This window comes from Plantactinospora sp. CA-290183, assembly GCF_050936375.1.
Lineage (GTDB): Bacteria > Actinomycetota > Actinomycetes > Mycobacteriales > Micromonosporaceae > Plantactinospora.
In genome coordinates this window covers 1-24160 of record NZ_JBNJMX010000011.1, presented here as the reverse complement: position 1 = coordinate 24160, position 24160 = coordinate 1, and the positions used below count along the sequence as shown (strand labels likewise).

Sequence of the window (24160 nt, the reverse complement as noted above, 5' to 3'; positions counted from 1 at the left end):
GACTGCTCCCTGCCGGCACTTCGCTGCGATCATGCGCCCAGTGTGCCGCCGAGCGGCACGACCGGGCCAGCGATTTACCGCCGTGGGGGCCGGCGGCCACGCCGATACAGCCCTATCTATCGATCTTCCCCAACAGTTACCATCCGGTATCCGAGCGTTGTTCACGTCACGCCGCACGCTGCCGGGAGGACCAGGATGTCCCGACGCGCCATCTTCCGCCGGTTGACGGCCGTCGCCGTCGCCGGGCTGACCGTCGGGGCAACCGCCCTCGTCGGCTCCCCCGCACCGGCCGCGCCGGTCCACTCCCCCGCAGCCGCACTGCCGGCCGCCGTGGTGGACCACTGCCAGGGCTGGTGTGCGGACATCCTGCCGCCGGGGCAGAACGGCAACGCCACCCTGGCCGACGTGCTCGCCAACCAGACCCTCGGCATCCTCCCGAAGCACTCCGGCGACCAGCTCGACCGGTACGCCAACCTCGTCTACTCCTACGCCGGGCTGCGCGAGGACCAGATCGGACAGTTCTTCACCGACGCCTCCTTCGGGGTACCGGCCGGACAGGTCGAACGCAGCTACTCCCCCCGCTCCGACGTGACCGTGGTACGCGACCGCGCGAACGGGATCCCGCACGTCACCGGCACCACCCGGGGCGGCACCATGTTCGGCGCCGGCTACGTCGGCGCGGAGGACCGGCTGTTCACCATGGACCTGCTGCGGCACGTGGGGCGCGGCACCCTCACCTCGTTCGCCGGGGGCGCGCCCGGCAACCGGGCCCTGGAACAGAGCGTCTGGCGCAACTCGCCGTACCGGGAGACGGACCTGCAGGCCCAGGTCGAGGCGCTGCGCACCCGGGGACCCCGGGGCGAGCAGCTCTACGCCGACGTACGGGAGTACATCGACGGGATCAACGCCTACATCCGGCACTGCATGAGCCGGCGCAACTGTCCGGGCGAGTACGTGCTGACCGGGCACCTGGACGCGATCACCAACGCCGGGGGTCCCGAGCCGTTCCAGATGACCGACCTGGTCGCCGTCGCCGGGGTGGTCGGCGGGCTCTTCGGCGGCGGCGGGGGCAACGAGATGCAGTCGGCGCTCGTCCGGATCGCCGCCCGCGCGAAGTACGGCGCCAGCGAGGGCGACCGGGTGTGGACGGCGTTCCGGGCCGAGAACAACCCGGAGACGGTGTTGACCCTGCACGACGGACAGAGTTTCCCGTACGGGTCGGCGGATCCGGACGCATCGAGCGTGGTGCTGCCGGACGCCGGCTCCGTCGAGGCCGAGCCGGTCGTCGCGGACCCGACCGGCTCGGCCTCGACCGCCGGCCGGACCACCTCGACACGGTCCCCGTCGGCCGGCCACGGCGGATCCGAACTCGCCGCCGCGCTCTCCGGGCTGACCCTGGGGCCGGCCAACCGGGGCATGTCGAACGCGGCGGTGATCTCCGCCGCGCACTCCGCCACCGGGCATCCGGTCGCCGTCTTCGGCCCGCAGACCGGCTACTTCGCGCCGCAACTGCTGATGGTGCAGGAGTTGCAGGGGCCGGGCATCAGCGCCCGGGGCGCCGCCTTCGCCGGGGTCAACCTCTACGTGCTGCTCGGCCGCGGCCAGGACTACGCCTGGAGCGCCACCTCGGCCACCCAGGACATCACCGACACCTACGCGCTGCCGCTCTGCACCACGGACGGCAGCGCGCCGACGCTGGCCAGCAACCACTACCGCTACCGCGGCGAGTGCCTGGCGATGGAGGAGATCTCCCACGTCAACTCGTGGCAGCCGACCGTCGCCGACAGCACGCCGGCCGGCTCGTACCGGATCGTGGCCAGGCGTACGAAGCTCGGGCTGGTGGCCTGGCGCGGCACGATCGGCGGTCAGCCGCACGCGTTCGCCCGGCTCCGCTCGACGTACCGGCACGAGGCCGACTCGGCGATCGGCTTCCAGATGTTCAACGACCCGGCCGCGATGGGCGATGCCGCGTCCTTCATGACCTCCGCCGCCCAGATCGGCTACGCCTTCAACTGGTTCTACGTCAACTCCACCGAGTCGGCGTACTTCAACTCCGGGCTGAACCCGCTGCGGGCCGCCGGGGCCAACCCGAACCTGCCGATGCGGGCCGAGCCGGCGTACGAGTGGCAGGGCTTCGACCCGGAGACCAACACGGCCGCGTACGCGCCGGTGGCGGCGCACCCGAACTCCGTCGACCAGGACTACTACATCAGCTGGAACAACAAGCAGGCCGCCGACTTCGGTGCCGCCGACGGCAACTTCAGCTTCGGCGCGGTACACCGGGGCGACCTGCTGGACAAGCCGATCCGGGCCGCCCTGGCCGCCGGGCGGACGTTCGACCGGGCCTCGCTGACCGCGCTGGTGCAGCGGGCCGGGCTGACCGACCTGCGCGGGATCGAGGTGCTGGACGAGCTGATCCGGGTGCTGGAGAGCCAGCCGGTCACCGACGCCCGCCTCGCGGACGTGGTCGGCAAGCTGCGGGCGTGGCGCGCCGCCGGGGCGCTGCGGGTGGAGACCGCGCCCGGCTCCCGCACGTACCAGCACGCCGAGGCGATCCGGATCTTCGACGCCTGGTGGCCGCTGCTGGTCCGGGGACAGTTCGCCGGGCCGCTCGGTGACGATCTCTACCAGGCGCTGGTCAACGCCCTCCAGATCAACGAGTCACCCTCCGGGCACCAGCGCGGCGACGCCTCCGACCTGCCCGGCTCGGCGGCGGCGGCCCAGACGCACAAGGGCTCGTCCTTCCAGTACGGCTGGTGGGGCTATGTGGACGCCGACCTGCGGGCGGTGCTCGGGGAGCCGGTGCGCGGCGGGCTCGGCCGGACGTACTGCGGCGACGGCGGGCTGACGGCGTGCCGGCAGATGCTGCTGGACACCCTGGGCGACGCCGCCGCGCAGCCCGCCGCCGAGGTCTATCCGGGCGACGAGCACTGCGCGGCGGGTGACCAGTGGTGTGCCGACGCGATCGTCCAGTCCCCGCTGGGCGGGATCAAGCACCGCCCGATCGCCTGGCAGAACCGTCCCACCTACCAACAGGTGATCTCGTTCCCGGCCGGCCGCCGCTGACGGGGGGACAGGCGTTAGGAAGGGCCCCTTCCTATGCAAAAAGCGATAAGAAGGGGCCCTTCCTTACAGCTCAGAGGTTGAAGCCGAGCGCGCGGAGCTGGTCGCGGCCCTCGTCCGTGATCTTGTCCGGGCCCCACGGTGGCAGCCACACCCAGTTGATCCGCATGTCGGAGACCAATCCGCCGCCGGGGCCGGTGGTCAGCGCCGTCCGCGCCTGGTCCTCGATCACGTCGGTCAGCGGGCACGCCGCCGAGGTCAGCGTCATGTCCAGCGTCGCGACGTTCTCGTCGTCGACGTGCACCCCGTACACCAGGCCGAGGTCGACCACGTTGATGCCCAGCTCCGGGTCGACGACGTCCTTCATCGCCTCTTCGATATCGGCGACCGCAGCCCTACCGCCGGCGGCCGGTACGGCCGTCGCGTCGGACCCGGTGGCCATGTCCTGGTCAGTCATGCTCTCACCTCCGGGCTCACGCCCACCCCGGCGCGCGCCGCCGCGTCCTTGAACGCCATCCACGGCAGCAACGCGCACTTCACCCTGGCCGGATAGCGGGCGACACCGGCGAACGCCACCGCGTCACCCAGCAGCTCCTCGTCCGGAGTCACCTGGCCCCGACCCGACATCAACTCCACGAACGCCGCGTGCACCGCGAACGCCTCGTCCGTACCCCGACCGCGCAGCAACTCGTGCAGCACGCTCGCCGACGCCTGGCTGATCGAGCAGCCCATGCCGTCGTACGAGATGTCCCGCAGCACGTCGTCGTCGAGCGCGACCCGCACGGTCACCTCGTCCCCGCACGTCGGGTTGACGTGGTGCGCCTCCGCCGCGTACGGCTCACGCAGGCCGCGCCCGTGCGGATGCTTGTAGTGGTCCAGGATGATCTCCTGGTACAGCTGGTCGAGTTGCATCACCCGAACACCTTCCGTACCTGTTCCAGGCCCCGTACCAGGGCGTCGACCTCGGCGGTCGTGGTGTACAGGTAGAACGACGCGCGGGTCGTGGCCGGTACGCCGAAACGGGCGCAGACCGGTCGCGCACAGTGATGGCCGACCCGCACCTGCACGCCCTGGGCGTCGAGCACCTGGCCGACGTCGTGCGGGTGGATGCCCTCCAGCGCGAACGAGATCGCCCCGCCCCGGCCCACCGGTACCCGGGGGCCGAAGATGCGCAGGCCCGGCACGGTGTCCAGGGCGTCCAGCGCGTACGCGGTGATCTCCTTCTCGTGCCACTGGATCGCCGGCATGCCGATCCCGGAGAGGTAGTCGACCGCCGCGCCCAGCGCGACCGCCTCGGCGATCGGCGGGGTACCCGCCTCGAACCGGGCCGGCGGCGGAGCGTAGCTGGAGCCCGTCATCGTCACGGTCTCGATCATCGAACCGCCGCCGAGCACCGGTGGCATCGCCGCCAGCAGCTCGCCCCGGCCCCAGAGCACCCCGATGCCGGTCGGCCCGCACATCTTGTGCCCGGTGAAGGCGATGAAGTCGGCGTCCAGGTCCACCACGTCGACCGGCAGGTGCGGCACCGACTGCGAGCAGTCGAGCAGCAGCAGCGCGCCGACCTGGCGGACCCGCTCGGTGATCCGCGCCGTGGCGTTGACCGTGCCCAGGATGTTGGACATGTGCACGATCGACACGAGTCTGGTCCGCTCGTTGACCAGCTCGTCGAGCTGGGACTCGTCGAGCCGGCCGCCGTCGGTGACGCCGAACCAGCGCAGGGTGGCACCGGTCCGCTCGCAGAGCAGCTGCCACGGCACGATGTTGGAGTGGTGCTCCATCTCGGAGATCACCACCTCGTCACCGGGGCCGAGCCGGAACCGCGGGTCGGCGGCGGCGCCGCCGAGCGAGGCGTTCGAGAAGGCGTACGCGACCAGGTTGATCGCCTCGGTGGAGTTCTTGGTGAAGACCACCTCGTCCGGGCTCGGCGCGTTGATGAACGCGGCGACCTTCGCCCGGGCCCCCTCGTACGCCTCGGTCGCCTCGGTGCCCAACGTGTGCACCGAGCGGGAGACGTTCGCGTTGTGCCGCTCGTAGTGCCCGCGCAGCGCGTCGAGCACCTGGCGCGGCTTCTGCGAGGTCGCGGCGCTGTCCAGGTAGACCAGCGGGTGCCCGTTGACCTCCCGGCCCAGGATCGGGAAGTCGGCGCGTACCGCCGCCACGTCGAACCGGGGCACGTCGTCGTACTGCGGCATGCCCGGCGGGATCTCGATCGTGGTCATCTGGACAGCACCCCTCTCCGCTCTCGCTCAGACCCGGGCGGAGCCGGCGCCGGCGACGTACCGCTCGTAGCCCTCGGCCTCCAGCTTCTCGGCCAGCTCCGGGCCGCCCTGCTCGACGATCCGCCCCGCCACGAAGACGTGCACGTGGTCGGGCTTGATGTAGCGCAGGATGCGGGTGTAGTGGGTGATCAGCAGCAGGCCGGTCTCGCCGGTCGCGCGGACCCGGTTGACGCCCTCGCTGACCACCCGCAGGGCGTCGATGTCCAGCCCCGAGTCGGTCTCGTCGAGGATCGCGATCTTCGGGCTGAGGAGCTCAAGCTGCATGATCTCGTGCCGCTTCTTCTCACCGCCGGAGAAGCCCTCGTTGACGTTGCGCTGGGCGAACGCCGGGTCCATCTGCAACCGCTCCATGGCGGTGCGCAGCTCGCCGGCCCAGGTGCGCAGCTTCGGCGCCTCGCCGTCGATCGCGGTCTTGGCGGTACGCAGGAAGTTGGCCACCGACACCCCGGGCACCTCGACCGGGTACTGCATGGCGAGGAAGAGACCGGCGCGGGCCCGCTCGTCGACGGACATCGAGAGCACGTCGACGCCGTCCAGCAGCACGGAGCCGCTGGTGATCTCGTACTTGGGGTGGCCGGCGACCGAGTAGGCCAGGGTCGACTTGCCGGACCCGTTCGGGCCCATGATGGCGTGGGTCTCCCCCGCCCGCACGGTCAGGTCGACACCGGCCAGGATCGGCTTCAGCTCGCCCTCGGGCAGCCGCACCGACACCTGCAGGTCACGGATCTCCAGAACGCTCATGGTGCGGTAACTCCATTGCTCGGGATAAGGCTCAGGTAGATGTCACCGTCGCGGATCTCGACGGGGTAGACGGGTACGGGCTCGGTCGCGGGCAACCCGGTCGGCTGGCCGGTACGCAGGTCGAAGCGCGACCCGTGCAGCCAGCACTCCAGCGTGCAGCCGTCGACCTCGCCCTCGGAGAGCGACACGGCGGCGTGCGAGCACTCGTCCCGTACGGCGTAGAAGGTGCCGTCCTCGGCGTGCACGACGGCGACCTCGGTCCCGTCGACCTCCGCCTGGATCACGGTCCCCTTCGGGATGTCCTCGGTCGAACAGATCCTGATCATCAGACCGCTGGCCCCTTCGCCAGCCGCGTCTCGATCTGCTCGCCCAGCCGCTCGCGCAGCTTCTCGGCGGGGATCTTGTTGAGCAGTTCGGCGAAGAAGCCGCGCACCACCAGCTTGCGCGCCTCGTCCTCCGGGATGCCCCGGGCCATCAGGTAGAAGAGCTGCTCGTCGTCGAAGCGCCCGGTCGTGCTGGCGTGGCCGGCTCCGGCCACCTCGCCGGTCTCGATCTCCAGGTTGGGCACCGAGTCCGCCCGCGCGCCGTCGGTCAGCACCAGGTTGCGGTTGATCTCGTAGGTGTCCGTCCCGGTGGCGCTGGCCCGGATCAGCACGTCGCCGACCCAGACGGTGTGCGCGCTCGCACCCTGCAACGCGCCCCGGTAGCCGACGTAGCTGCGGCAGTCCGGCTCGGTGTGGTCGACGAGCTGCCGGTGCTCCAGGTGCTGTCCGGCATCGGCGAAGTAGAGGCCGTACAGCTCGGCCTCGCCGCCCCGCCCGGTGTAGTCGACGCTGGTGTACTGCCGGACCAGCTCACCGCCGAGGGTGACCTGCACGTGCGTGATCCTGGCGTCCCGGCCCAGCCGGACCCGCAGGTGCTGGGCCTGCACGGCGTCCGACGCCCAGTCCGCCACCGTGACCAGGGTCAGCCGCGCGCCCTCGGCGACCGACACCTCGACGTTGTCGGCCAGGGTGACCGAGCCGGTCTGCTCCAGTACCAACGTCACCTCGGCGAACCGGCCCACCTCGACGAAGGTGTGCCCGAACGAGGCACCGTCGGCGCCCAGCCCGACCAGCCGGATCGAGACCGGCTCGGCCGGCCGCGTCTCCGGGGCGACCTCGACCACCACGGCCTCGCCGGCCCGGCCGTAGGCCAGCGCGCTGACCCGGTCGAACGGGGTCAGCACGCTGCCGATCCGGGCGTCACCCTCGTGCACGCCACCGAAGGTCACCCCGTCCGGCAGCGCGTCGACCTCGTAGCGCAGCCGGCCGTCGGTGGCGGTGAACCCGTCGTCGGCCAGCCCGCGCAGCCGCTTCAGCGGGGTGAACCGCCACTCCTCCTCCTGACCCGTCAGGGTCGGGAAGTCGGCGACGTCGTACGAGCGGAGTGTCTGCGCCTTCGTCTGCGGCGCACCCGGTGCCGGGGGCGCGAATGCTTCGGTAGTCATCTCTTCCTTGGTCTTGTCTCGCGAGGTCCGAGGCGGATCCGTGGCGGGCGCGGGGCCGGCGTCAGCCGACCGCGCCCTCCATCTGCAGCTCGATCAGTCGGTTGAGCTCCAGGGCGTACTCCATCGGCAGCTCCTTGGCGATCGGCTCGATGAAGCCGCGCACGATCATCGCCATCGCCTCGTCCTCGGTCATGCCCCGGCTCATCAGGTAGAAGAGCTGGTCCTCGCTGACCTTGGAGACGGTCGCCTCGTGCCCCATGGAGACGTCGTCCTCGCGGATGTCGACGTACGGGTAGGTGTCCGACCGGGAGATGGTGTCGACCAGCAGCGCGTCGCACTTGACCGTCGACCGGCTGTGGTGCGAACCCTCCAGCACCTGCACGAGGCCCCGGTAGGACGTCCGGCCGCCGCCGCGGGCGATCGACTTGGAGACGATCGTGCTCGACGTGTGCGGCGCGGCGTGCACCATCTTGGCGCCGGCGTCCTGGTGCTGGCCCTCGCCGGCCATCGCCACCGACAGCACCTCGCCCTTGGCGTGCTCGCCGGTCATGTAGACCGCCGGGTACTTCATCGTCACCTTGGAGCCGATGTTGCCGTCGATCCACTCCATGGTCGCGCCCTCGTGGCAGACCGCCCGCTTGGTGACCAGGTTGTAGACGTTGTTCGACCAGTTCTGGATGGTCGTGTAGCGGCAGCGCGCGTTCTTCTTCACGATGATCTCGACGACCGCGCTGTGCAGCGAGTCGGAGGAGTAGATCGGCGCGGTGCAGCCCTCGACGTAGTGCACGTACGCGCCCTCGTCGACGATGATCAGGGTCCGCTCGAACTGGCCCATGTTCTCGGTGTTGATCCGGAAGTAGGCCTGGAGCGGGATCTCGACGTTCACGCCCTTGGGGACGTAGATGAACGAGCCGCCGGACCACACGGAGGTGTTCAGCGCGGCGAACTTGTTGTCGCCGACCGGGATCACCGTGCCGAAGTACTCCTTGAAGACGTCCTCGTGCTCCCGGAGCGCGGTGTCGGTGTCCAGGAAGAGGACACCCTGCTCCTCCAGGTCCTCACGGATCTTGTGGTAGACCACCTCGGACTCGTACTGGGCGGCCACGCCGGCGATCAGCCGCTGCTTCTCGGCCTCCGGGATGCCCAGCCGGTCGTAGGTGTTCTTGATCTCCTCGGGCAGTTCGTCCCAGTTGGCGGCCTGCTTCTCGGTAGACCGCACGAAGTACTTGATGTTGTCGAAGTCGATCCCGCTGAGGTCGGCCCCCCACGCCGGCTCGGCTTGCGCCCGAAGAGCCGCAGCCCCTTCAGGCGCAGGTCGAGCATCCAGGCGGGCTCGTTCTTCTTGGCGGAGATGTCCCGCACGACCGCCTCGGACAGGCCCCGCTGCGCCGTCGCGCCGGCCGTGTCGGAGTCGGCCCAGCCGTACTCGTAACGGCCCAGGGCGGCGAGCTGCTCCTCCTGCGTCATGGGCTGGACGATCTGCTCGGTCATCTGTCTGTCCTCACACTGCTGGCGGAAGGGATCGGCTGGGTCGGAATGTGTGTCGTGCACACCTCGTCGCCGTGGGCGATGGTGGCCAGGCGCTGCACGTGGGTGCCGACCAGGCGGGAGATGACCGCCGTCTCGGCCTCGCACAACTGGGGAAACTCCGCGGCCACGTGGGCCACCGGGCAGTGGTGCTGGCACAACTGGCCGCCAGAGGCGATCGTGGACGCGTTCGCAGCGTAACCCTCGGCGGTGAGCGCCCCGGCAAGTGCCTCCGCCCGGGCCATCGGGTCGTCGCCGGCGCCCTCCATGGCGGCCCGGCAGCGCGCCTCCAGCGCCGCGACCTGCTCGGCGGCGAAGGCACCGACCGCGTCGGCGCCGTGGTGCTGGGCGATCCAGCGCAGCGCGGCGGTGGCCACGCCGTCGTAGGTGTGGGTGCCGCAGCGCAGCCGGCCGGAATCGGTGAGCCGGAAGACCTTGGCCGGCCGGCCCCGCCCCCGCTGGCCGCGCACGGGCTGCTCACGGGCCACCACGTCGCCGTCGACGAGCATCGCGTCGAGGTGCCGGCGGATGGCGGCGGAGCTGAGCCCCAGCTCGGCGCCGAGCTCGGCGGCGGTGGCCGCTCCGTGCTCCAGCAGCAGCTGGGTGACCCGGTCCCGGGTGGGGCGCGCCTCCGGCCCGGCGACGGACGGGCCCACGACGGCACCGGCGACCGATTCGGTCACCCGTTTCCGCTCGGAGTACGCCGCCAGGTTTTTCACTACGCCAACGTTACGTATTTCGTCTCTGCTCCGCAAACCCCGTTCCCGGTGATCCGGGCCACCGGGCGGCGGACGCGCCGTCCGCCATGATCACATTTGCACGTACCATGTCGAGGTGTGAGCCGATTCGGCGAATTCTCTGGCAAAGCCACCATCTCACGCCTGGCGCTGGCCTCGGTGGTGGGCAACGTGCTCATCGTCGGCACCGGCGGCGCGGTCCGGCTGACCAAGTCCGGCCTCGGCTGCCCCACCTGGCCGCGCTGCACCGAGGAGTCGTACACCACGACGCCCGAGATGGGGCTGCACGGTGTGATCGAGTTCGGCAACCGGCTGCTCACCTTCGCGCTCGCCGCGATCGTGATCGCCGGGGTGGTCGCCGCCTGGCGGCAGCGGCCGCGCCGGCGCTCCCTGCGGCTGCTCTCCGTCGTCGCCGCCTTCGGCATCCCGGCGCAGGCGATGATCGGCGGCCTGACCGTGCTGACCAACCTCAACCCCTGGGTGGTCGGGCTGCACTTCCTGGCCTCCATGGCGGTCATCGCCGCGGCCTACGCCTTCTGGCGCCGGACGCTCGAACCCGACGGACCGGCCCGGCCGACCGTGCCCGGCCCGCTGCGTACCCTGGCCTGGCTCACCGCCGGGGCGACCGCGCTCGTCCTGGTGGTCGGCACCTGGGTGACCGGCAGCGGACCCCACTCCGGCGACTCCGGTGCGGCCCGCAACGGCCTGGACCCGGAAACGGTCTCCCAGGTGCACGCCGACGTGGTGTTCCTGCTGCTCGGCCTCTCCGTCGCGCTCTGGTTCGCGCTGCGGGCCGTGTCGGCGCCGGCCGCCGCCCGCCGGGCGGCCGGGCTGCTCCTGCTGGCCGAGCTCGGCCAGGGCCTGATCGGCTTCGTCCAGTACTTCACCGGGCTGCCCGTGGTCCTGGTCGGCGCGCACATGCTCGGCTCCTGCCTGGTCTGGCTCGCCGCCCTGGCGGTGCTCTGGGGGACCCGCACCCGCACCGCCGGACCCGCCGTCGACGCCGGCTCCCCCCGACCGCCGGCCGCGGCGCCGCCGGGACCGGAGCGCACCCCGGCCAGCGCCGACAGCCCGTTGGTCAGCACGACGCCGGGGAGTTGACCCGCCCGGCGATCGCCTCGGCGAACCGCTCGGCCGCACCCTCGGCATGGGCCAGGAAGAGCGACGGTTCGGTCAGCTCCACCTCGACCAGGACCGGCGCGCCGTCCGACCCGGGGATCAGGTCCACCCGCGCGTAGAGCACCCGCTCCGGGCCGCCGGGCAGCGCCGCCAGCACCCGCTCGGCGACCGCCAGCTCGGCCTGGCTCGGGGTACGCGGGTCGATCCGCTCGGCCCGGAACAGTTCCTCGGCGCTGGCGCCGGTGTCCGGACCGGTCAGCATGGCGCCCTTGCGGATCGCGTGGCTGAACGCCGGTCCGTCGGGTCCACCGACGTACAGCAGTGCCGTCTCGCCGTCGGTGTCCACGGCGGTCAGGTACGGCTGCACCATGGCGTGCCGGCCGGCCGCCTGCAACCGCCGTACGTGTGCCGAGGCGAGCCGCCGCTGCTCGGGGTCCGCCAGGTCGTACCGGCCGGTGTCCAGGCTCCCCGCGCCGACGGCGGGCTTGACCACGTACTCGCCCCGATCCGGGGGGCGCCAGGCGGAGGCCGGGTCGAGCCAGGTGGTCGGCACGGTCGGTACGCCGGCCGCCGACAGCTCGCCCAGGTAGCGCTTGTCGGTGTTCCAGCGGACCAGGTCGGCCGGATTGGCCAGCCGGGGCACCGTCGCGGCCCAGGCGACGAACTCGTCCCGCCGGCGGGGGTAGTCCCAGGGGGAACGGAGCACCGCGAGCGGATAACCGGCCCAGTCGACGTCGGGCGCGTCCCAGACCACCGGCTCGGCGATGACCCCCCGCTGTGCCAGCGGCGCCAGCAGCAGCCGGTCGTCGTCTTCCAGATCGGGAATCTCGGCACAGGTAACGAGAGCGACCCGGGGTCGCCCCCGGGCCGCTTGGATGTCGGACAAAGGTATCAACGGGCCATCGTGCGTCGGGCCATCGACCGCCACAGATCGTTACTCGGACGCATCTCGTCCATCAGTTCCCGCTCCCATTCGTTCTCCACGGCGACCCCCGCCTTGGCGCAGGCCAGTCGCGCGACGTCGGTACCGTCCGCGAACTGGTCAGCCCACACGCCGTCCTCCCCCACCAGGACTATCCGTGCGCCCCGCTTGCCGACGTATTCGATGACCGCCTTCGCACCCCCGTGCCCGGCGGCGAACGCCTTGATGCCGGCGACCAGACCATTCGGAGTCTGGCCCGCGACGGTCTGTTCGGCCGTCGGCGTCGTATCGGAACCATCTGCCATGCTGCGAAGCCTAAGCAGACTCGGGCGGGCCCGAGGGCGGGCCGCCGATAATTTGTGATGGCAATTACGGTGCGTTTAAACCGCGAGCCGGGCGGGTTCGACCGATTTTTCGGTCTATAGCCAGCCAATCTAAAGCCACTCTTCACATTAGAATTGGACTCACGGCGCAACTCGGCATGAACCGGGCGGATCGGGCGACCGTCAGAGCAGCGCGTCGACGGCCAGGGCAGCGAAGACGACGGTGATGTAGGTGGTCGACCAGTGGAACAACCGCATCGGCCGGACCGGCTCGCCCCGGCGGGCGCGGCGGGCCAGCCGGTGCGCCTCCAGCACGAACACGCCGCCGGCGGCGAGCGCGGCGGCGCCGTACAGCGGCCCCATGCCCAGCGGCCAGACCAGCAGCGACGAGGCCACCGTCAGCCAGGTGAAGAGCACGATCTCCAGGTTGACCCGCCGGACCGACGCCACCACCGGCAGCATCGGAATGCCCACCCGGGCATAGTCGTCCTTGAACTTGATGGCCAGCGCGTAGAAGTGCGGCATCTGCCAGAAGAAGACCACCGCGAAGAGCGCCCACGCGGCCGGGGCCAGTGCGCCGTCGACCGCCGCCCAGCCGATCAGCACCGGCGCGGACCCGCACGCCCCGCCCCAGAACGTGCTCTGCGAGGTACGGCGCTTGAGCCACATCGTGTAGACGAGGTCGTAGTAGACGATCGCGGCCAGCGTCAGGCCGGTCGCCAGCCAGTTGGTGAAGACCGCCATCAGGCTCACCGAGACCACGGCCAGGACCAGTCCGAAGATCAGCGCGCTGCGCGGGGCCACGGTGTGCGCCGGCAGCGGCCGGCGCTTGGTCCGCCGCATCACCTGGTCGATGTCGCGGTCGATGTAGCAGTTGAGCGCGTTCGCCGCGCCCGCCGCCAGCGAACCGCCGACCAGCACCACCGCGACCAGCCAGAGCGACGGCAGGCCGCCCGCCGCGACCATCATGGTCGGCACCGTGGTCACCAGCAGCAGCTCGACGATCCGCGGCTTGGTCAGCGCGACGTACGCCCGGATCCGGGCCCCGGCCTCGCGCCGGACGCCCGCCTGGGCCTCCGCGGTCGCCTCCGCCGAGCCGGCGTCACCGCCGGCCACGGGGCGCTCGGTGATCATGCTCACGGATTGCCACCTTCCGGCATCGGCACAGGGGAGATGCGGCGCTCGCCTCGACGCGGCGGTGACCAGAACCAGGCCAGCACGCCGACCGACAGCCTACGCGGCGCCGCTCGCGCTGCCCGGGCGACCCGGCAACGGTGCCGGCGGTCACATCCGGAGACGAAGCTACGGACACGTGGTGTGATCCGGGCGTGCGGGTTCCGAACCGGTCGCTAGGGTCATCAGTGAGGTTCCGCCATCTGCCGAGGAGCAAAGACGATCGTGGCTGACAATCGACCCGCGCAAGACTCGCTGAACTGGTCCGACCTTGACCAGCGTGCCGTCGACACCGTCCGCGTGCTGGCCATGGACGCCGTCGAGAAATCCGGCAACGGCCATCCCGGTACGGCGATGAGCCTCGCTCCCGCCGCCTACCTGCTCTTCAACCGCGTCATGCGGCACGACCCGACGGACCCGGACTGGACCGGTCGCGACCGGTTCGTGCTCTCCGCCGGCCACTCCAGCCTGACCCTCTACGTCCAGCTCTACCTCAGCGGCTACGGGCTGGGCCTGAGCGACCTGCAGGGGCTGCGCCAGTGGGGTTCGCTGACGCCGGGTCACCCCGAGCACGGCCACACCCGGGGCGTCGAGACCACCACCGGCCCGCTCGGCCAGGGCCTGGGCAACGCCGTCGGCATGGCCATGGCGGCCCGCCGCGAACGCGGCCTGCTGGACCCGGAGGCCGCCCCCGGCGCCTCGCCGTTCGACCACCACATCTGGTGCATCGCCTCCGACGGCGACATCGAGGAGGGCATCAGCCACGAGGCGAGCTCCCTCGCCGGACACCAGCAGCTCGGCAACCTCGTCCTGATCTACGACGACAACGAGATCTCCATCGAGGACGACACCCGGATCGCCAAGAGCGAGGACGTGGCCGCGCGCTACGCCGCGTACGGCTGGCACGTGCAGACCGTCGACTGGCGTACCGGCGACGCCGACCAGGGCGACTACCACGAGGACGTCGAGGCGCTCTTCACCGCGTTGCAGGCCGCCAAGGCGGAGACCGGCCGGCCCTCGTTCATCGTGCTGCGCACCATCATCGGCTGGCCCGCGCCGACCAAGCAGAACACCGGCAAGATCCACGGTGCCGCGCTCGGCGCCGACGAGGTCGCCGCCACCAAGAAGCTGCTCGGCTTCGACCCGTCCCACCACTTCGCCGTCGACGACGAGGTCCTCGCACACGCCCGCCAGGTGCTGGAGCGGGGGCGCGCGGCGCACGCCGAGTGGGACACCGCCTACCAGGCATGGGCCGAGACGAACCCGGAGCGCACCGCGCTGCACGAGCGGCTGGCCAGCCGTACGCTGCCGGCCGGCTGGGCCGACGCGCTGCCGCAGTGGCCGGCGGACGCCAAGGGGATCGCCACCCGGGCCGCGTCCGGCAAGGTGCTCCAGGCCCTCGCCCCGGTGCTGCCCGAGCTCTGGGGCGGCTCCGCCGACCTGGCCGAGAGCAACAACACCACCATGGAGGGCGAGCCGTCCTTCATCCCCAGCGAGTACGCCACCAAGGCGTTCCCCGGGCACGAGTACGGCCGCACCCTGCACTTCGGCATCCGCGAGCACGCCATGGGGGCGATCCTCAACGGCATCGCGCTGCACGGCGGCACCCGCCCGTACGGCGGCACGTTCCTGGTCTTCAGCGACTACATGCGCCCCTCGGTGCGGCTCGCCGCGCTGATGAAGCTGCCGGTGATCTACGTCTGGACGCACGACTCGATCGGGCTGGGCGAGGACGGACCCACCCACCAGCCGGTCGAGCAGCTCAGCGCGCTGCGCGCCATCCCCGGCCTCGACGTGATCCGCCCGGCCGACGCCAACGAGACCGCCTGGGCCTGGCGGCAGGCGCTGGAGCACACCGACCGGCCGGCCGCGCTGGCGCTGAGCCGGCAACCGCTGCCGATCGTGGACCGCACCGAGCTGGCCGGCGCCGACCAGGTCGCCAAGGGCGGCTACATCCTGGCCGAGGCGTCCGACGCGCAGCCGCAGGTCATCCTGATCGGCACCGGCTCCGAGGTGCAGCTCTGCCTCACGGCCCGGGAGCGGCTGGAGGCGGAGGGCACCCCGACCCGGGTCGTGTCGATGCCCTGCCAGGAGTGGTTCCAGGAGCAGGACGAGGCGTACCGGGAGTCGGTCATCCCCCGCGACGTCCGGGCCCGGGTCAGCGTCGAGGCCGGCATCGCGATGTCCTGGCGGGACCTGATCGGGGACGCCGGCGAGGCCGTCAGCCTGGAGCACTACGGCGCGAGCGCACCGCACACCGTGCTCTTCGAGCAGTTCGGCTTCACCCCCGACCGGGTGGTGGCGGCCGCCCACGCCTCACTCGCCCGGATTGGGTACATCACCGGTTCAACAACCGGCAACTAGGGCAACGTGAGCGCAGGACGAGGGCAACTTCAGGGAGTGAGGGCGACAATGACGGACCGATTGGGCGAACTGAGCGCCGCCGGTGTGGCGGTCTGGCTCGACGACCTTTCCCGGCGGCGGCTGAGTTCCGGCGGGCTGGACCAGCTCCGCCGGGAGAAGCACCTGGTCGGGGTCACCACCAACCCGTCGATCTTCGCCAAGGCGCTGAGCGACGCCGAGGAGTACAACTGGCAGCTGCGCGACCTCGCCATCCGCCAGGTGGCCGTCGAGGAGGCGGTCCGGGCGCTCACCACGTACGACGTGCGGTGGGCCTGTGACGTGATGCGCCCGGCGTACGACAGCAGCGGCGGGGTGGACGGCCGGGTCTCCATCGAGGTGGACCCGCGGCTGGCGTACCAGACCGACCAGACGGTGGCCGAGGCGAAGGCCCTCTGGTGGCTGGTGGACCGCCCCAACCTCTACATCAAGATCCCGGCGACCGAGGCCGGCCTGCCGGCCATCACCGCGGCCCTGGCCGAGGGGATCAGCGTCAACGTGACGCTGATCTTCGGGCTGGAGCGCTACTCGCAGGTGATGGAGGCGTTCCTCGCCGGCCTGGAGCAGGCGAAGGCGAACGGCCACGACCTGACCAAGATCGGCTCGGTGGCGTCGTTCTTCGTCTCCCGGGTCGACAGCGAGGTGGACAAGCGGCTGGACAAGCTCGGCGGCGCCGGCCGGCCGGAGGTCGACGCGCTGAAGGGCAAGGCGGCGATCGCCAACGCCCGGCTCGCCTACGAGCGCTACTCGGAGGTCTTCTCCTCGGACCGCTGGCAGGCACTGGCCGACGCCGGCGCGCACCCGCAGCGCCCGCTCTGGGCCTCCACCTCCACCAAGAACCCGGACTACCGGGACGTGGTGTACGTCGAGGAACTGATCGCGCCGGGCACCGTGAACACCATGCCCGAGCCGGTGATCCACGCCTTCGCCGACCACGGCGAGGTGCCCGGGGACACCGTCACCGGCGCCTACGAGCAGGCCCGGGAGGTCTTCACCGGGCTGGCCGCGGCCGGCGTCGACATCGACGACGTGATCGCCACCCTGGAGCGGGAGGGCGTGGAGAAGTTCGAGACGAGCTGGCTGGAGCTGCTCGACGGCGTACGCAAGTCGCTGGAGGCGGCGGCCGACGGGGCGGGGAAGCCCAACCGGGCCGCCCAGGACAACGCGGCCGCGGCCGCGGAGGCGGGAGGAAACGCGTGACCGAGCCGACTGCACCGGGCCAGGGTTCCGGACCGGGCCAGGACCCGTCCCCGGGCCGGGACCTGCTCGACGGCGGCTGCGAGGCCGCCGCCGGGCTCGCCGTCTACGGCGCCGAGGCGGTCGACGCCGCCGCGCCCGCGTCGGCCCGCGCGGCGCTGCTCGCCGACGACGTACCGGCCCGGCTCACCCGCAAGGACCCGACGCTGTGGGGTCCGGAGGCGCAGGCCGAGGCCGAGGTCCGGCTCGGGTGGATGGACACCTTCCGGCGCAGCCGCGAACTGCTCCCCCAGCTCGCCGAGCTGAAGGCCGAGCTGGCCGACCTCGACCACGTGGTGCTCGCCGGCATGGGCGGCTCCTCGCTGGCCCCCGAGGTGATCACCCGGACGCTGGGCCGGCCGCTGACCGTGCTCGACACCACCGATCCCGGTCAGGTCCGCGCGGCCCTGGGCGACCGGCTGGACCGCACCGTGGTCGTGGTGGCCAGCAAGTCCGGCTCGACGGTCGAGACCGACAGCCACCGGCGGGCCTACTGGCAGGCGTTCCTCGACGCCGGGCTGACCGAGGCGGAGGCCGGGCGGCGCTTCGTGGTGGTCACCGACCCGGGGTCGCCGCTCGCCGCGACCGCCGACGAGATGGGCGCCTTCGTGCTGCTCGCCGACCCCGACGTCGGCGGTCGCTACTCCGCGCTCACCGCGTTCGGGCTGGTCCCCTCGGCGCTGGCCGGCGTCGAGGTGTCCGAACTGCTCGACCAGGCCGAGGAGTTGTTCGGCGCCCTGGCCGGCGACCGGGACAACCCCGGGCTGGCCCTCGGCGCGGCCCTCGGCGCGGCCGCGACCAACGGTCAGGACAAGCTCGCGCTGATCCCGGACGGCACCGGCATCGACGGCCTCGGCGACTGGATCGAGCAGTTGATCGCCGAGTCCACCGGCAAGAACTCCCTCGGGATCCTGCCCGTGGTGATCGAGGATCCGGGCAGCCCCGGCGCGACCGGCCCCGACATCCTGACCCTGACCTACGGCGGCGCCCTGCCGGCCGGCGCGGTACCCGGCGGCGGGGTCCGCCCGCAGGTGGCCGTCAACGGCCCGCTGGGCGGGCAGTTCCTCACCTGGGAGTACGCCACGGCGGTCGCCGGGGTGGTGCTCGGGATCGACCCGTTCAACCAGCCCAACGTGACCGAGTCCAAGGAGAACACCAACCGGCTGCTCGGCAGCGGCCTGCCGGCGGAGAGCCCGACCTTCGTCGACGGCGGCATCGAGGGCTACTGGTCCGCCGGGGAGGGCCGGACCGACACCCCGGTCCCCGCCGACCTGGCCGACGCGCTGCGGCTGCTCCTCGCCGGCCTGGGCGACGACGGCTACCTGGCCGTGATGGCGTACCTGGACCGGTTCGCCGACGCCAAGGCCGGGCAGGTCCGCCCCGGGCTGGCCGCCGCCTCCGGCCGGCCGGTCACCTTCGGCTGGGGACCGCGCTTCCTGCACTCCACCGGCCAGTACCACAAGGGCGGCCCGCAGGTCGGTTCGTTCCTGCAGATCACCGGCGCGGTCACCGACGACCTGCCGGTGCCCGGCAAGCCGTACAGCTTCGGGGAACTTCAGGCGGCGCAGGCCGCGGGCGACCGCCAGGCCCTGGCCGAGCGGGGCCGGCCGGTGCTGCGGCTGCACCTGACCGACCGGGCCGCCGGGGTGCCCCAGCTGCTCGACGCGGTACGCGGACTGCGGAGCTGAGGATGAGCGGGCATGCTGAGGCCGGCGGTGCTGCCGACGCCGGCGGAGTGAACGAGGAGGCGCTGTGAACCCGCTGCGCGACCCGCAGGACCGGCGGCTGCCGCGCATCCCGGAGCCGTGCGCTCTGGTGATCTTCGGTGTGACGGGCGACCTGGCCCGCAAGAAGCTGCTGCCGGCCGTCTACGACCTGGCCAACCGGGGGCTGCTGCCGCCGGGCTTCGTCGTACTCGGGTTCGCCCGCCGGGACTGGGGCGACGGTGACTTCGAGTCGCTGGCCCACGACGCGGCCCGGGCACACGCCCGGACCCCGTGGCGGGACGAGGTGTGGGCGCGGCTGGCCGGCAACATCAAGTTCGTCGGCGGCTCGTTCGAGGACGACGACGCCTTCGACCAGCTCTCCGCGACGCTGGACGAGCTGCGGGAGACGCACGGCATCCCGGGCAACGCCGCGTTCTACTTCTCGATCCCCCCGGCCGCGTTTCCGACCGTGCTCAAGCAGCTCGCCCGGACCGGGATGGCCGACAACGAGAAGTCCGGTGGCTGGCGGCGGGTGGTCGTCGAGAAGCCCTTCGGGCACGACCTGCCCTCGGCGAAGGCGCTCAACGACCTGGTCGACGACGTCTTCACCCGGGACGACGTGTTCCGGATCGACCACTATCTGGGCAAGGAGACGGTCCAGAACATCCTCGCCCTGCGGTTCGCCAACAACCTCTTCGAACCGCTGTGGAACGCCACCTACGTCGACTCCGTGCAGATCACCATGGCCGAGGACGTCGGCATCGGCTCCCGGGCCGGCTTCTACGACGCCGCGGGCGCGGCCCGGGACGTGCTGCAGAACCACCTGCTCCAGTTGCTCGCCCTGGTCGCGATGGAGGAGCCGACCAGCTTCGACGCCGCCGAGATCCGGGCCGAGAAGCTCAAGGTGCTGCGCGCGATCACCCTGCCGAAGGACGTCTCCACCGGTACGGTCCGCGGGCAGTACCTGCCGGGCTGGGTGGCCGGCAAGCGGGCGGTCGGCTACCTCGACGAGGACGGCGTACCGGCCGACTCCACCACGGAGACCTACGTCGCGGTCCGGCTCGGCATCCAGAACCGGCGCTGGGCCGAGGTGCCGTTCTACATCCGGGCCGGCAAGCGGCTGCCGCGCCGGGTGACCGAGGTCGCGATCATGTTCAAGCGGGCGCCGCACCTGCCGTTCAACGCGGCCGACATGGAGATGCTCGGCAACAACCAGCTGGTCATCCGGGTCCAGCCGGACGAGGGCGTGGTGCTGAAGTTCGGCTCCAAGGTGCCCGGCACCACCATGGAGGTCCGGGACATCGCGATGGACTTCCAGTACGGCGAGGCGTTCACCGAGTCCAGCCCCGAGGCGTACGAACGGCTGGTGCTGGATGTGCTGATCGGCGACCGCACCCTCTTCCCCGACGCCGCCGAGGTCGAGCAGAGCTGGCAGGTCGTCGACCCGCTGGAGGCCGCCTGGCAGAACGTCAAGCCGGAGCCGTACCGGGCCGGCGAATGGGGTCCCCGGTCGGCAGACGAGCTGCTGGCCCGGGAGGGCCGGTCGTGGCGGCGGGCGTGAGCACCCCGGTTCGAGGGCGATTCAGGAGGCATCGTTGATCGGCTTGTGGGACACCACCGGTAACGAGGTGGTCAAGGCGCTCGCCGCCGAACGGCGCAGCGCGGGCGGGGTGGCCAGCGGCATGGCACTGACGCTGATCGTCGTCGTCGACGAACCACGGGTACGGGAGGCGGAGGCGGCGGTCACCATCGCCTCCGCGGCGCACCCGTGCCGGATGGTGGTGGTGGTCCGCTCGGACGTGGAACGGGACCGGAACCGGCTCGACGCGGAGATCGTCGTCGGCGGCCGGCTCGGTCCGGGCGAGGCGGTGGTGACCCGGATGTACGGCCGGCTCGCGCTGCACGCCGAGTCGGTGGTCATGCCGCTGCTCGTGCCGGACGTGCCGGTGGTGACGTGGTGGCACGGCGAGCCGCCGGAGGAGATCGCCAACGACTTCCTCGGCGTGGTCGCCGACCGGCGGATCACCGACTGCGCCCAGGCGGCCGATCCGGTCGCGGCGCTGCGGCGGCGGGCCCGCGACTACGCGCCGGGCGACACCGACCTCGCCTGGGCCCGGATCACCCCGTGGCGCACCCTGGTCGCCGGCGCGTTCGACACCACCGACGCGACGGTCACCTCGGCCACCGTGGTGGCGCCGCGCACCGATCCGACCGCCGCCCTCATGATCGGCTGGTTGAAGGCCCGGCTCGGCCTGGACCCGCAGTGGCAGGAGACCACCGCGCATCCGCGGATGCGGGCGGTGGCGCTGAGCTGCGCCAACGGCGACGAGCTGGTGCTGACCCGCGAGGACAGCGTGGCGAGGTTCCAGCGGACCGGCCAGGCCGATCGGCAGCTGCCCCTGGTCCGCCGGCCGCTCGGCGACGAACTGGCCGAGGAACTGCGCCGGCTCGACCCGGACCAGATCTACGCCGAGGCGCTGGGTGCCGCGTCGGGCATCGACGGCCTGGACGCCCGCTCACCGCAGCGGGTGCACATCTGGAAGGACCCGGCCACCGCCCGTCAGGCCGCCGCCGGGGTCGGTACGGCGTGACCGCGACCGTGGTCGTGCACGCCGACCCCGACCTGCTGGCCCAGGCGGTCGCCGCCCGGCTGATCGTCAGGATGATCGACGCGCAGGCGGAACGGGGCGAGGCCGGCGTGGTGCTGACCGGCGGGCGGATCGCCGCCGCCGTCTACCGGGCGGTACGGAACCTGCCGGCGCGGAACGCCGTCGACTGGTCCCGGGTCGACGTCTGGTGGGGCGACGAGCGCTTCCTGCCGGCCGGGCACCCGGACCGCAACGAGACGCAGGCCCGGGCCGCCCTGCTCGACGGGCTGCCGCTGGATCCGGCCCGGGTGCACCCGATGCCGCCCTCGGACGGGCCGGACGGTGACGACCCGGAGGCCGCCGCCGCCCGGTACGCCCAGGAACTGGCCTCGGCGGCCCGGCCGGCGACCCTGCCGCACTTCGACGTGCTGATGCTGGGTGTCGGGGAGGACGGGCACATCGCCTCGGTCTTCCCGGAGCATCCCGTCGCGTACGAGACCCGCCCGGTCTCGGCGGTCCGGGACAGCCCGAAGCCGCCGCCGGTGCGGACCACGCTCACCCCGTCGGCGATCAACACCGCCGACGAGGTCTGGCTGATCGCCGCCGGGGCGGACAAGGCCGCGGCGGTGGGGATGGCGCTGGGCGGCGCGGGACCGGTGCGGTTGCCGGCCGCCGGGGTGCACGGGGTGGGCGGGACCCGCTGGCTGCTGGACCGGGCCGCGGCCGCCGACCTCAGACCGGCCTTCCGCGGCCTGCGCTGAGCGGACCGACCATATCCGGCCGGTCACCCGGCCGGATATGGGCCGCTACCCCGCGCTCAGCTCCGGCCGCGACGCTGGCGCAGCGCGGCCAGCGCCTCGGCGAGGATCGCCTCGGCGTCCTCCGCGGAGCGCCGCTCCTTCACGTACGCCAGGTGCGATTTGTAGGGCTCCGCCCGCTGCCGTCCTGGCGGGTTGTGCGCGTCCTGCCCGGCCGGCTGCCCGCAGTGCGGGCAGTCCCAGGTGACCGGGGCCTCCGCCTCGGCCGCGAAGAGGATCTCCACCGTGTGCCCGTTGGCGCACCAGTAGGCGACCGTACGGCGGGGGGCGGGTTCACAACGCTCGCTCGGCCGGATGGGGCCGGAGCCGACTCGGGTGCCACGGATGGCGCTGCCACTCGGCACGGCTGCTCGCTCCGTTCGTCAGAGGGGGGTCCGCCGCTGGGGGGAGCGGCGGTGACGACGATGGTCCGCCGCTGCGGCGGCGGGATGAGGCGGTGCAGCGCAGACGACTGCGCGCGGCCCACAGTAGCGGACCGCGCGCAGTTTGTACGCCCTGGTTGGGGTCGGTAAGCGGGCGGATGTCAGGTCGTCTGGGCGAGGCGCAGCCAGAGACCCAGCCCGACGATGCAGGCGAACCAGACAAGACCCACCAGAACGGTGTATCGGTCCAGGTTCTTCTCGGCAACCGAGGAGCCGGCCAGGCTGGAGCTGACGCCACCGCCGAACATGCTCGACATCCCGCCGCCCTTGCCCCGGTGCAGCAGGATCAGCATGGTGAGCAGCACGCTCGTGATGACCAGCAACACGATCAACGTGTATGCGAACCAGATCGGCATGGTAGGGGTCAGTCCTCTCAGCTACGCGGGGCCCGTCAAGGATAGCGACCGTCAGCGGGCGATGTGTTCCGGGAACCGGCAGATCTGCGTGAAATCGTCCGCGTCCAGGCTCGCGCCGCCGACCAGTGCGCCGTCGACGTCCGGCTGCGCCATGATGCCGGCGATGTTCGCCGCCTTCACCGAGCCGCCGTACAGGATCCGGACCTGGTCCGCGGTGCCCTTGTCGTACAGCTCGGCCAGGCGGGTCCGGATCGCTCCGCAGACCTCCTGGGCGTTCTCCGGGGTGGCGGTCTTGCCCGTGCCGATCGCCCAGACGGGCTCGTAGGCGATCACCACCCGCCGCACCTGCTCCGCGGTGAGCCCGGACAGCGCGCCGTCGAGCTGGTCGCGCACGTACGCCACCTGGCCCTCCTGCTCACGGATGTCCAGCCCCTCGCCGACGCAGAGGATCGGAATCAGCTCGTTGGCCAGCGCCGCCTTGACCTTGGCGTTGACCACCCCGTCGTCCTCGTGGTGGTACGCCCGCCGCTCCGAGTGCCCGACCACGACGTACTGACAGCCGAGCGCGGCCAGCATCGCCCCGGAGATGTCCCCGGTGTACGCCCCGGACTTGTGCGGCGACAGGTCCTGCGCCCCGTAGCCGATCAGCAGCTTGTCGCCGTCGACCACCGACTGCACGCTGCGCAGGTCGGTGAAGGGCGGCAGCACCACCGTCTCGACGGCGGTGAGCTGCTGCTCGGTGAGGCTCGCCGCGAGCTTCTGGATGAGCAGGTTCGCTTCCCGGTGGTTCAGGTTCATTTTCCAGTTGCCGGCCATCAGCGGCCGGCGGGCAGGAACCGCCATGATGTCTACTTCTCCAACGCGACGATGCCGGGGAGGGCCTTGCCCTCCAGGTACTCCAGCGAGGCTCCCCCGCCGGTGGAGATGTGCCCGAACGACGACTCGTCCAGGCCGAGCGCCCGTACCGCCGCCGCGGAGTCACCCCCGCCGACCACGGTGAAGCCCTTGACCGAGGTGATCGCCTCGGCCACGCCCCGGGTGCCGGCGGCGAACGGCGCCAGCTCGAACACGCCCATCGGGCCGTTCCAGAAGACCGTCCGGGCCGTGCTGACCGCGTCGGCGAACTCCGCGACCGTACCCGGCCCGATGTCCAGGCCGAGCCGGTCGGCCGGGATCTGGTCGACCGGCACCGCGTCGTGCTCGGCATCCGCGCTGAACGCGGTCGCCGCCACCACGTCGACCGGCAGCAGGATCTTGCCGG

Annotated in this window: 23 protein-coding genes; 8 read left to right on the top strand and 15 right to left on the bottom strand. The window is 71.9% G+C overall.

The genetic code is table 11. The features are described 5' to 3' along the window. Nucleotides 1–195 precede the first annotated feature (195 nt). Nucleotides 196–3066, top strand: coding sequence for a penicillin acylase family protein (locus tag ACQEUR_RS17635; RefSeq protein ID WP_433032029.1), 2871 nt, complete (start codon nt 196–198; stop codon nt 3064–3066). Between the two features lie 70 nt (nt 3067–3136). Here the strand turns inward: ACQEUR_RS17635 and ACQEUR_RS17630 are convergent, their stop codons facing one another. The 8 genes from ACQEUR_RS17630 to ACQEUR_RS17595 form a co-directional block, all read right to left on the bottom strand. Further along, complete coding sequence (locus ACQEUR_RS17630; protein WP_433032026.1) at nt 3137–3520, bottom strand: metal-sulfur cluster assembly factor; 384 nt, start codon at nt 3518–3520, stop codon at nt 3137–3139. After that, nucleotides 3517–3975 (bottom strand): Fe-S cluster assembly sulfur transfer protein SufU, encoded by a 459-nt coding sequence (sufU, locus tag ACQEUR_RS17625; RefSeq protein ID WP_433032023.1) that lies wholly within the window; start codon nt 3973–3975, stop codon nt 3517–3519. Before sufU ends, ACQEUR_RS17630 begins: the two co-directional genes overlap by 4 nt. Continuing rightward, nucleotides 3975–5282: a cysteine desulfurase gene (locus ACQEUR_RS17620; protein ID WP_433032020.1), complete on the bottom strand. Its 1308-nt coding sequence runs from the start codon at nt 5280–5282 to the stop codon at nt 3975–3977. The genes sufU and ACQEUR_RS17620 overlap by 1 nt, the downstream gene beginning before the upstream one ends. A 27-nt stretch (nt 5283–5309) precedes the next feature. Beyond that, nucleotides 5310–6083, bottom strand: coding sequence for a Fe-S cluster assembly ATPase SufC (gene sufC / locus ACQEUR_RS17615; RefSeq protein WP_433032017.1), 774 nt, complete (start codon nt 6081–6083; stop codon nt 5310–5312). Then, nucleotides 6080–6409 carry a non-heme iron oxygenase ferredoxin subunit gene (locus ACQEUR_RS17610; RefSeq protein WP_433032014.1) on the bottom strand — a complete coding sequence of 110 codons (330 nt, stop codon included), beginning with the start codon at nt 6407–6409 and terminating at the stop codon, nt 6080–6082. Before ACQEUR_RS17610 ends, sufC begins: the two co-directional genes overlap by 4 nt. Further along, complete coding sequence (sufD, locus tag ACQEUR_RS17605; RefSeq protein WP_433032012.1) at nt 6409–7572, bottom strand: Fe-S cluster assembly protein SufD; 1164 nt, start codon at nt 7570–7572, stop codon at nt 6409–6411. The genes ACQEUR_RS17610 and sufD overlap by 1 nt, the downstream gene beginning before the upstream one ends. 61 nt (nt 7573–7633) lie before the next feature. Beyond that, nucleotides 7634–8803, bottom strand: a complete 1170-nt coding sequence (sufB, locus tag ACQEUR_RS17600; RefSeq protein WP_433032214.1) for a Fe-S cluster assembly protein SufB — start codon at nt 8801–8803, stop codon at nt 7634–7636. 256 nt (nt 8804–9059) lie between these two features. Continuing rightward, nucleotides 9060–9818, bottom strand: a complete 759-nt coding sequence (locus ACQEUR_RS17595) for a helix-turn-helix transcriptional regulator (protein WP_433032009.1) — start codon at nt 9816–9818, stop codon at nt 9060–9062. 117 nt (nt 9819–9935) lie between these two features. Here ACQEUR_RS17595 and ACQEUR_RS17590 point away from each other — a divergent pair, with 117 nt between their 5' ends. Beyond that, complete coding sequence (locus ACQEUR_RS17590; RefSeq protein ID WP_433032006.1) at nt 9936–10937, top strand: COX15/CtaA family protein; 1002 nt, start codon at nt 9936–9938, stop codon at nt 10935–10937. On the opposite strand, the gene ACQEUR_RS17585 is transcribed toward ACQEUR_RS17590, so the two are convergent. The 3 genes from ACQEUR_RS17585 to ACQEUR_RS17575 form a co-directional block, all read right to left on the bottom strand. After that, complete coding sequence (locus tag ACQEUR_RS17585) at nt 10915–11847, bottom strand: ATP-grasp domain-containing protein (protein ID WP_433032211.1); 933 nt, start codon at nt 11845–11847, stop codon at nt 10915–10917. The two genes, ACQEUR_RS17590 and ACQEUR_RS17585, sit on opposite strands and share 23 nt — an antisense overlap. Further along, complete coding sequence (locus ACQEUR_RS17580) at nt 11847–12182, bottom strand: hypothetical protein (protein WP_433032003.1); 336 nt, start codon at nt 12180–12182, stop codon at nt 11847–11849. The genes ACQEUR_RS17585 and ACQEUR_RS17580 overlap by 1 nt, the downstream gene beginning before the upstream one ends. A gap of 201 nt (nt 12183–12383) precedes the next feature. Then, nucleotides 12384–13340 (bottom strand): heme o synthase, encoded by a 957-nt coding sequence (locus ACQEUR_RS17575; RefSeq protein WP_433032000.1) that lies wholly within the window; start codon nt 13338–13340, stop codon nt 12384–12386. Between the two features lie 258 nt (nt 13341–13598). Here ACQEUR_RS17575 and tkt point away from each other — a divergent pair, with 258 nt between their 5' ends. The 6 genes from tkt to pgl all read left to right on the top strand — a co-directional run bounded on the left by tkt (nt 13599) and on the right by pgl (nt 22064). Continuing rightward, complete coding sequence (tkt, locus tag ACQEUR_RS17570) at nt 13599–15737, top strand: transketolase (RefSeq protein WP_433031997.1); 2139 nt, start codon at nt 13599–13601, stop codon at nt 15735–15737. Nucleotides 15738–15785: 48 nt separating this feature from the next. Then, entirely contained in the window at nt 15786–16973 is a 1188-nt protein-coding gene (tal, locus tag ACQEUR_RS17565) for a transaldolase (protein WP_433031994.1), read from the top strand. Between the two features lie 62 nt (nt 16974–17035). Further along, nucleotides 17036–18697, top strand: coding sequence for a glucose-6-phosphate isomerase (locus ACQEUR_RS17560; RefSeq protein ID WP_433032208.1), 1662 nt, complete (start codon nt 17036–17038; stop codon nt 18695–18697). 64 nt (nt 18698–18761) lie between these two features. Next, nucleotides 18762–20276 (top strand): glucose-6-phosphate dehydrogenase, encoded by a 1515-nt coding sequence (gene zwf / locus ACQEUR_RS17555; RefSeq protein WP_433031991.1) that lies wholly within the window; start codon nt 18762–18764, stop codon nt 20274–20276. A 34-nt stretch (nt 20277–20310) separates the two neighbouring features. Continuing rightward, complete coding sequence (locus ACQEUR_RS17550; protein ID WP_433031988.1) at nt 20311–21306, top strand: glucose-6-phosphate dehydrogenase assembly protein OpcA; 996 nt, start codon at nt 20311–20313, stop codon at nt 21304–21306. Further along, nucleotides 21303–22064 (top strand): 6-phosphogluconolactonase, encoded by a 762-nt coding sequence (gene pgl / locus ACQEUR_RS17545; RefSeq protein WP_433031985.1) that lies wholly within the window; start codon nt 21303–21305, stop codon nt 22062–22064. Before ACQEUR_RS17550 ends, pgl begins: the two co-directional genes overlap by 4 nt. Before the next feature lie 56 nt (nt 22065–22120). Here the strand turns inward: pgl and ACQEUR_RS17540 are convergent, their stop codons facing one another. From ACQEUR_RS17540 to pgk, 4 genes are all read right to left on the bottom strand, one after another. Continuing rightward, on the bottom strand, nt 22121–22465 hold the full coding sequence (locus ACQEUR_RS17540; RefSeq protein WP_433031983.1) for an RNA polymerase-binding protein RbpA: 345 nt from the start codon (nt 22463–22465) through the stop codon (nt 22121–22123). A 179-nt stretch (nt 22466–22644) separates the two neighbouring features. Then, the gene (secG, locus tag ACQEUR_RS17535; protein ID WP_433031980.1) at nt 22645–22899 is read right to left on the bottom strand and encodes a preprotein translocase subunit SecG; all 255 of its coding nucleotides are present in this window, start codon (nt 22897–22899) and stop codon (nt 22645–22647) included. A gap of 51 nt (nt 22900–22950) precedes the next feature. Beyond that, nucleotides 22951–23742 carry a triose-phosphate isomerase gene (tpiA, locus tag ACQEUR_RS17530; RefSeq protein ID WP_433031977.1) on the bottom strand — a complete coding sequence of 264 codons (792 nt, stop codon included), beginning with the start codon at nt 23740–23742 and terminating at the stop codon, nt 22951–22953. Nucleotides 23743–23747: 5 nt separating this feature from the next. Then, the coding region (gene pgk, locus ACQEUR_RS17525) for a phosphoglycerate kinase (RefSeq protein WP_433031974.1) at nt 23748–24160 on the bottom strand (413 nt) is incomplete at its 5' end.

Bases quoted from the DNA above. Each gene is read 5' to 3' on its own strand.
- ACQEUR_RS17635 (WP_433032029.1), top strand. From the start codon at position 196: ATGTCCCGACGCGCCATCTTCCGCCGGTTGACGGCCGTCGCCGTCGCC.
- ACQEUR_RS17630 (WP_433032026.1), bottom strand. From the start codon at position 3,520: ATGACTGACCAGGACATGGCCACCGGGTCCGACGCGACGGCCGTACCG.
- sufU (WP_433032023.1), bottom strand. From the start codon at position 3,975: ATGCAACTCGACCAGCTGTACCAGGAGATCATCCTGGACCACTACAAG.
- ACQEUR_RS17620 (WP_433032020.1), bottom strand. From the start codon at position 5,282: ATGACCACGATCGAGATCCCGCCGGGCATGCCGCAGTACGACGACGTG.
- sufC (WP_433032017.1), bottom strand. From the start codon at position 6,083: ATGAGCGTTCTGGAGATCCGTGACCTGCAGGTGTCGGTGCGGCTGCCC.
- ACQEUR_RS17610 (WP_433032014.1), bottom strand. From the start codon at position 6,409: ATGATCAGGATCTGTTCGACCGAGGACATCCCGAAGGGGACCGTGATC.
- sufD (WP_433032012.1), bottom strand. From the start codon at position 7,572: ATGACTACCGAAGCATTCGCGCCCCCGGCACCGGGTGCGCCGCAGACG.
- ACQEUR_RS17580 (WP_433032003.1), bottom strand. From the start codon at position 12,182: ATGGCAGATGGTTCCGATACGACGCCGACGGCCGAACAGACCGTCGCG.
- tal (WP_433031994.1), top strand. From the start codon at position 15,786: ATGACGGACCGATTGGGCGAACTGAGCGCCGCCGGTGTGGCGGTCTGG.
- secG (WP_433031980.1), bottom strand. From the start codon at position 22,899: ATGCCGATCTGGTTCGCATACACGTTGATCGTGTTGCTGGTCATCACG.
- tpiA (WP_433031977.1), bottom strand. From the start codon at position 23,742: ATGGCGGTTCCTGCCCGCCGGCCGCTGATGGCCGGCAACTGGAAAATG.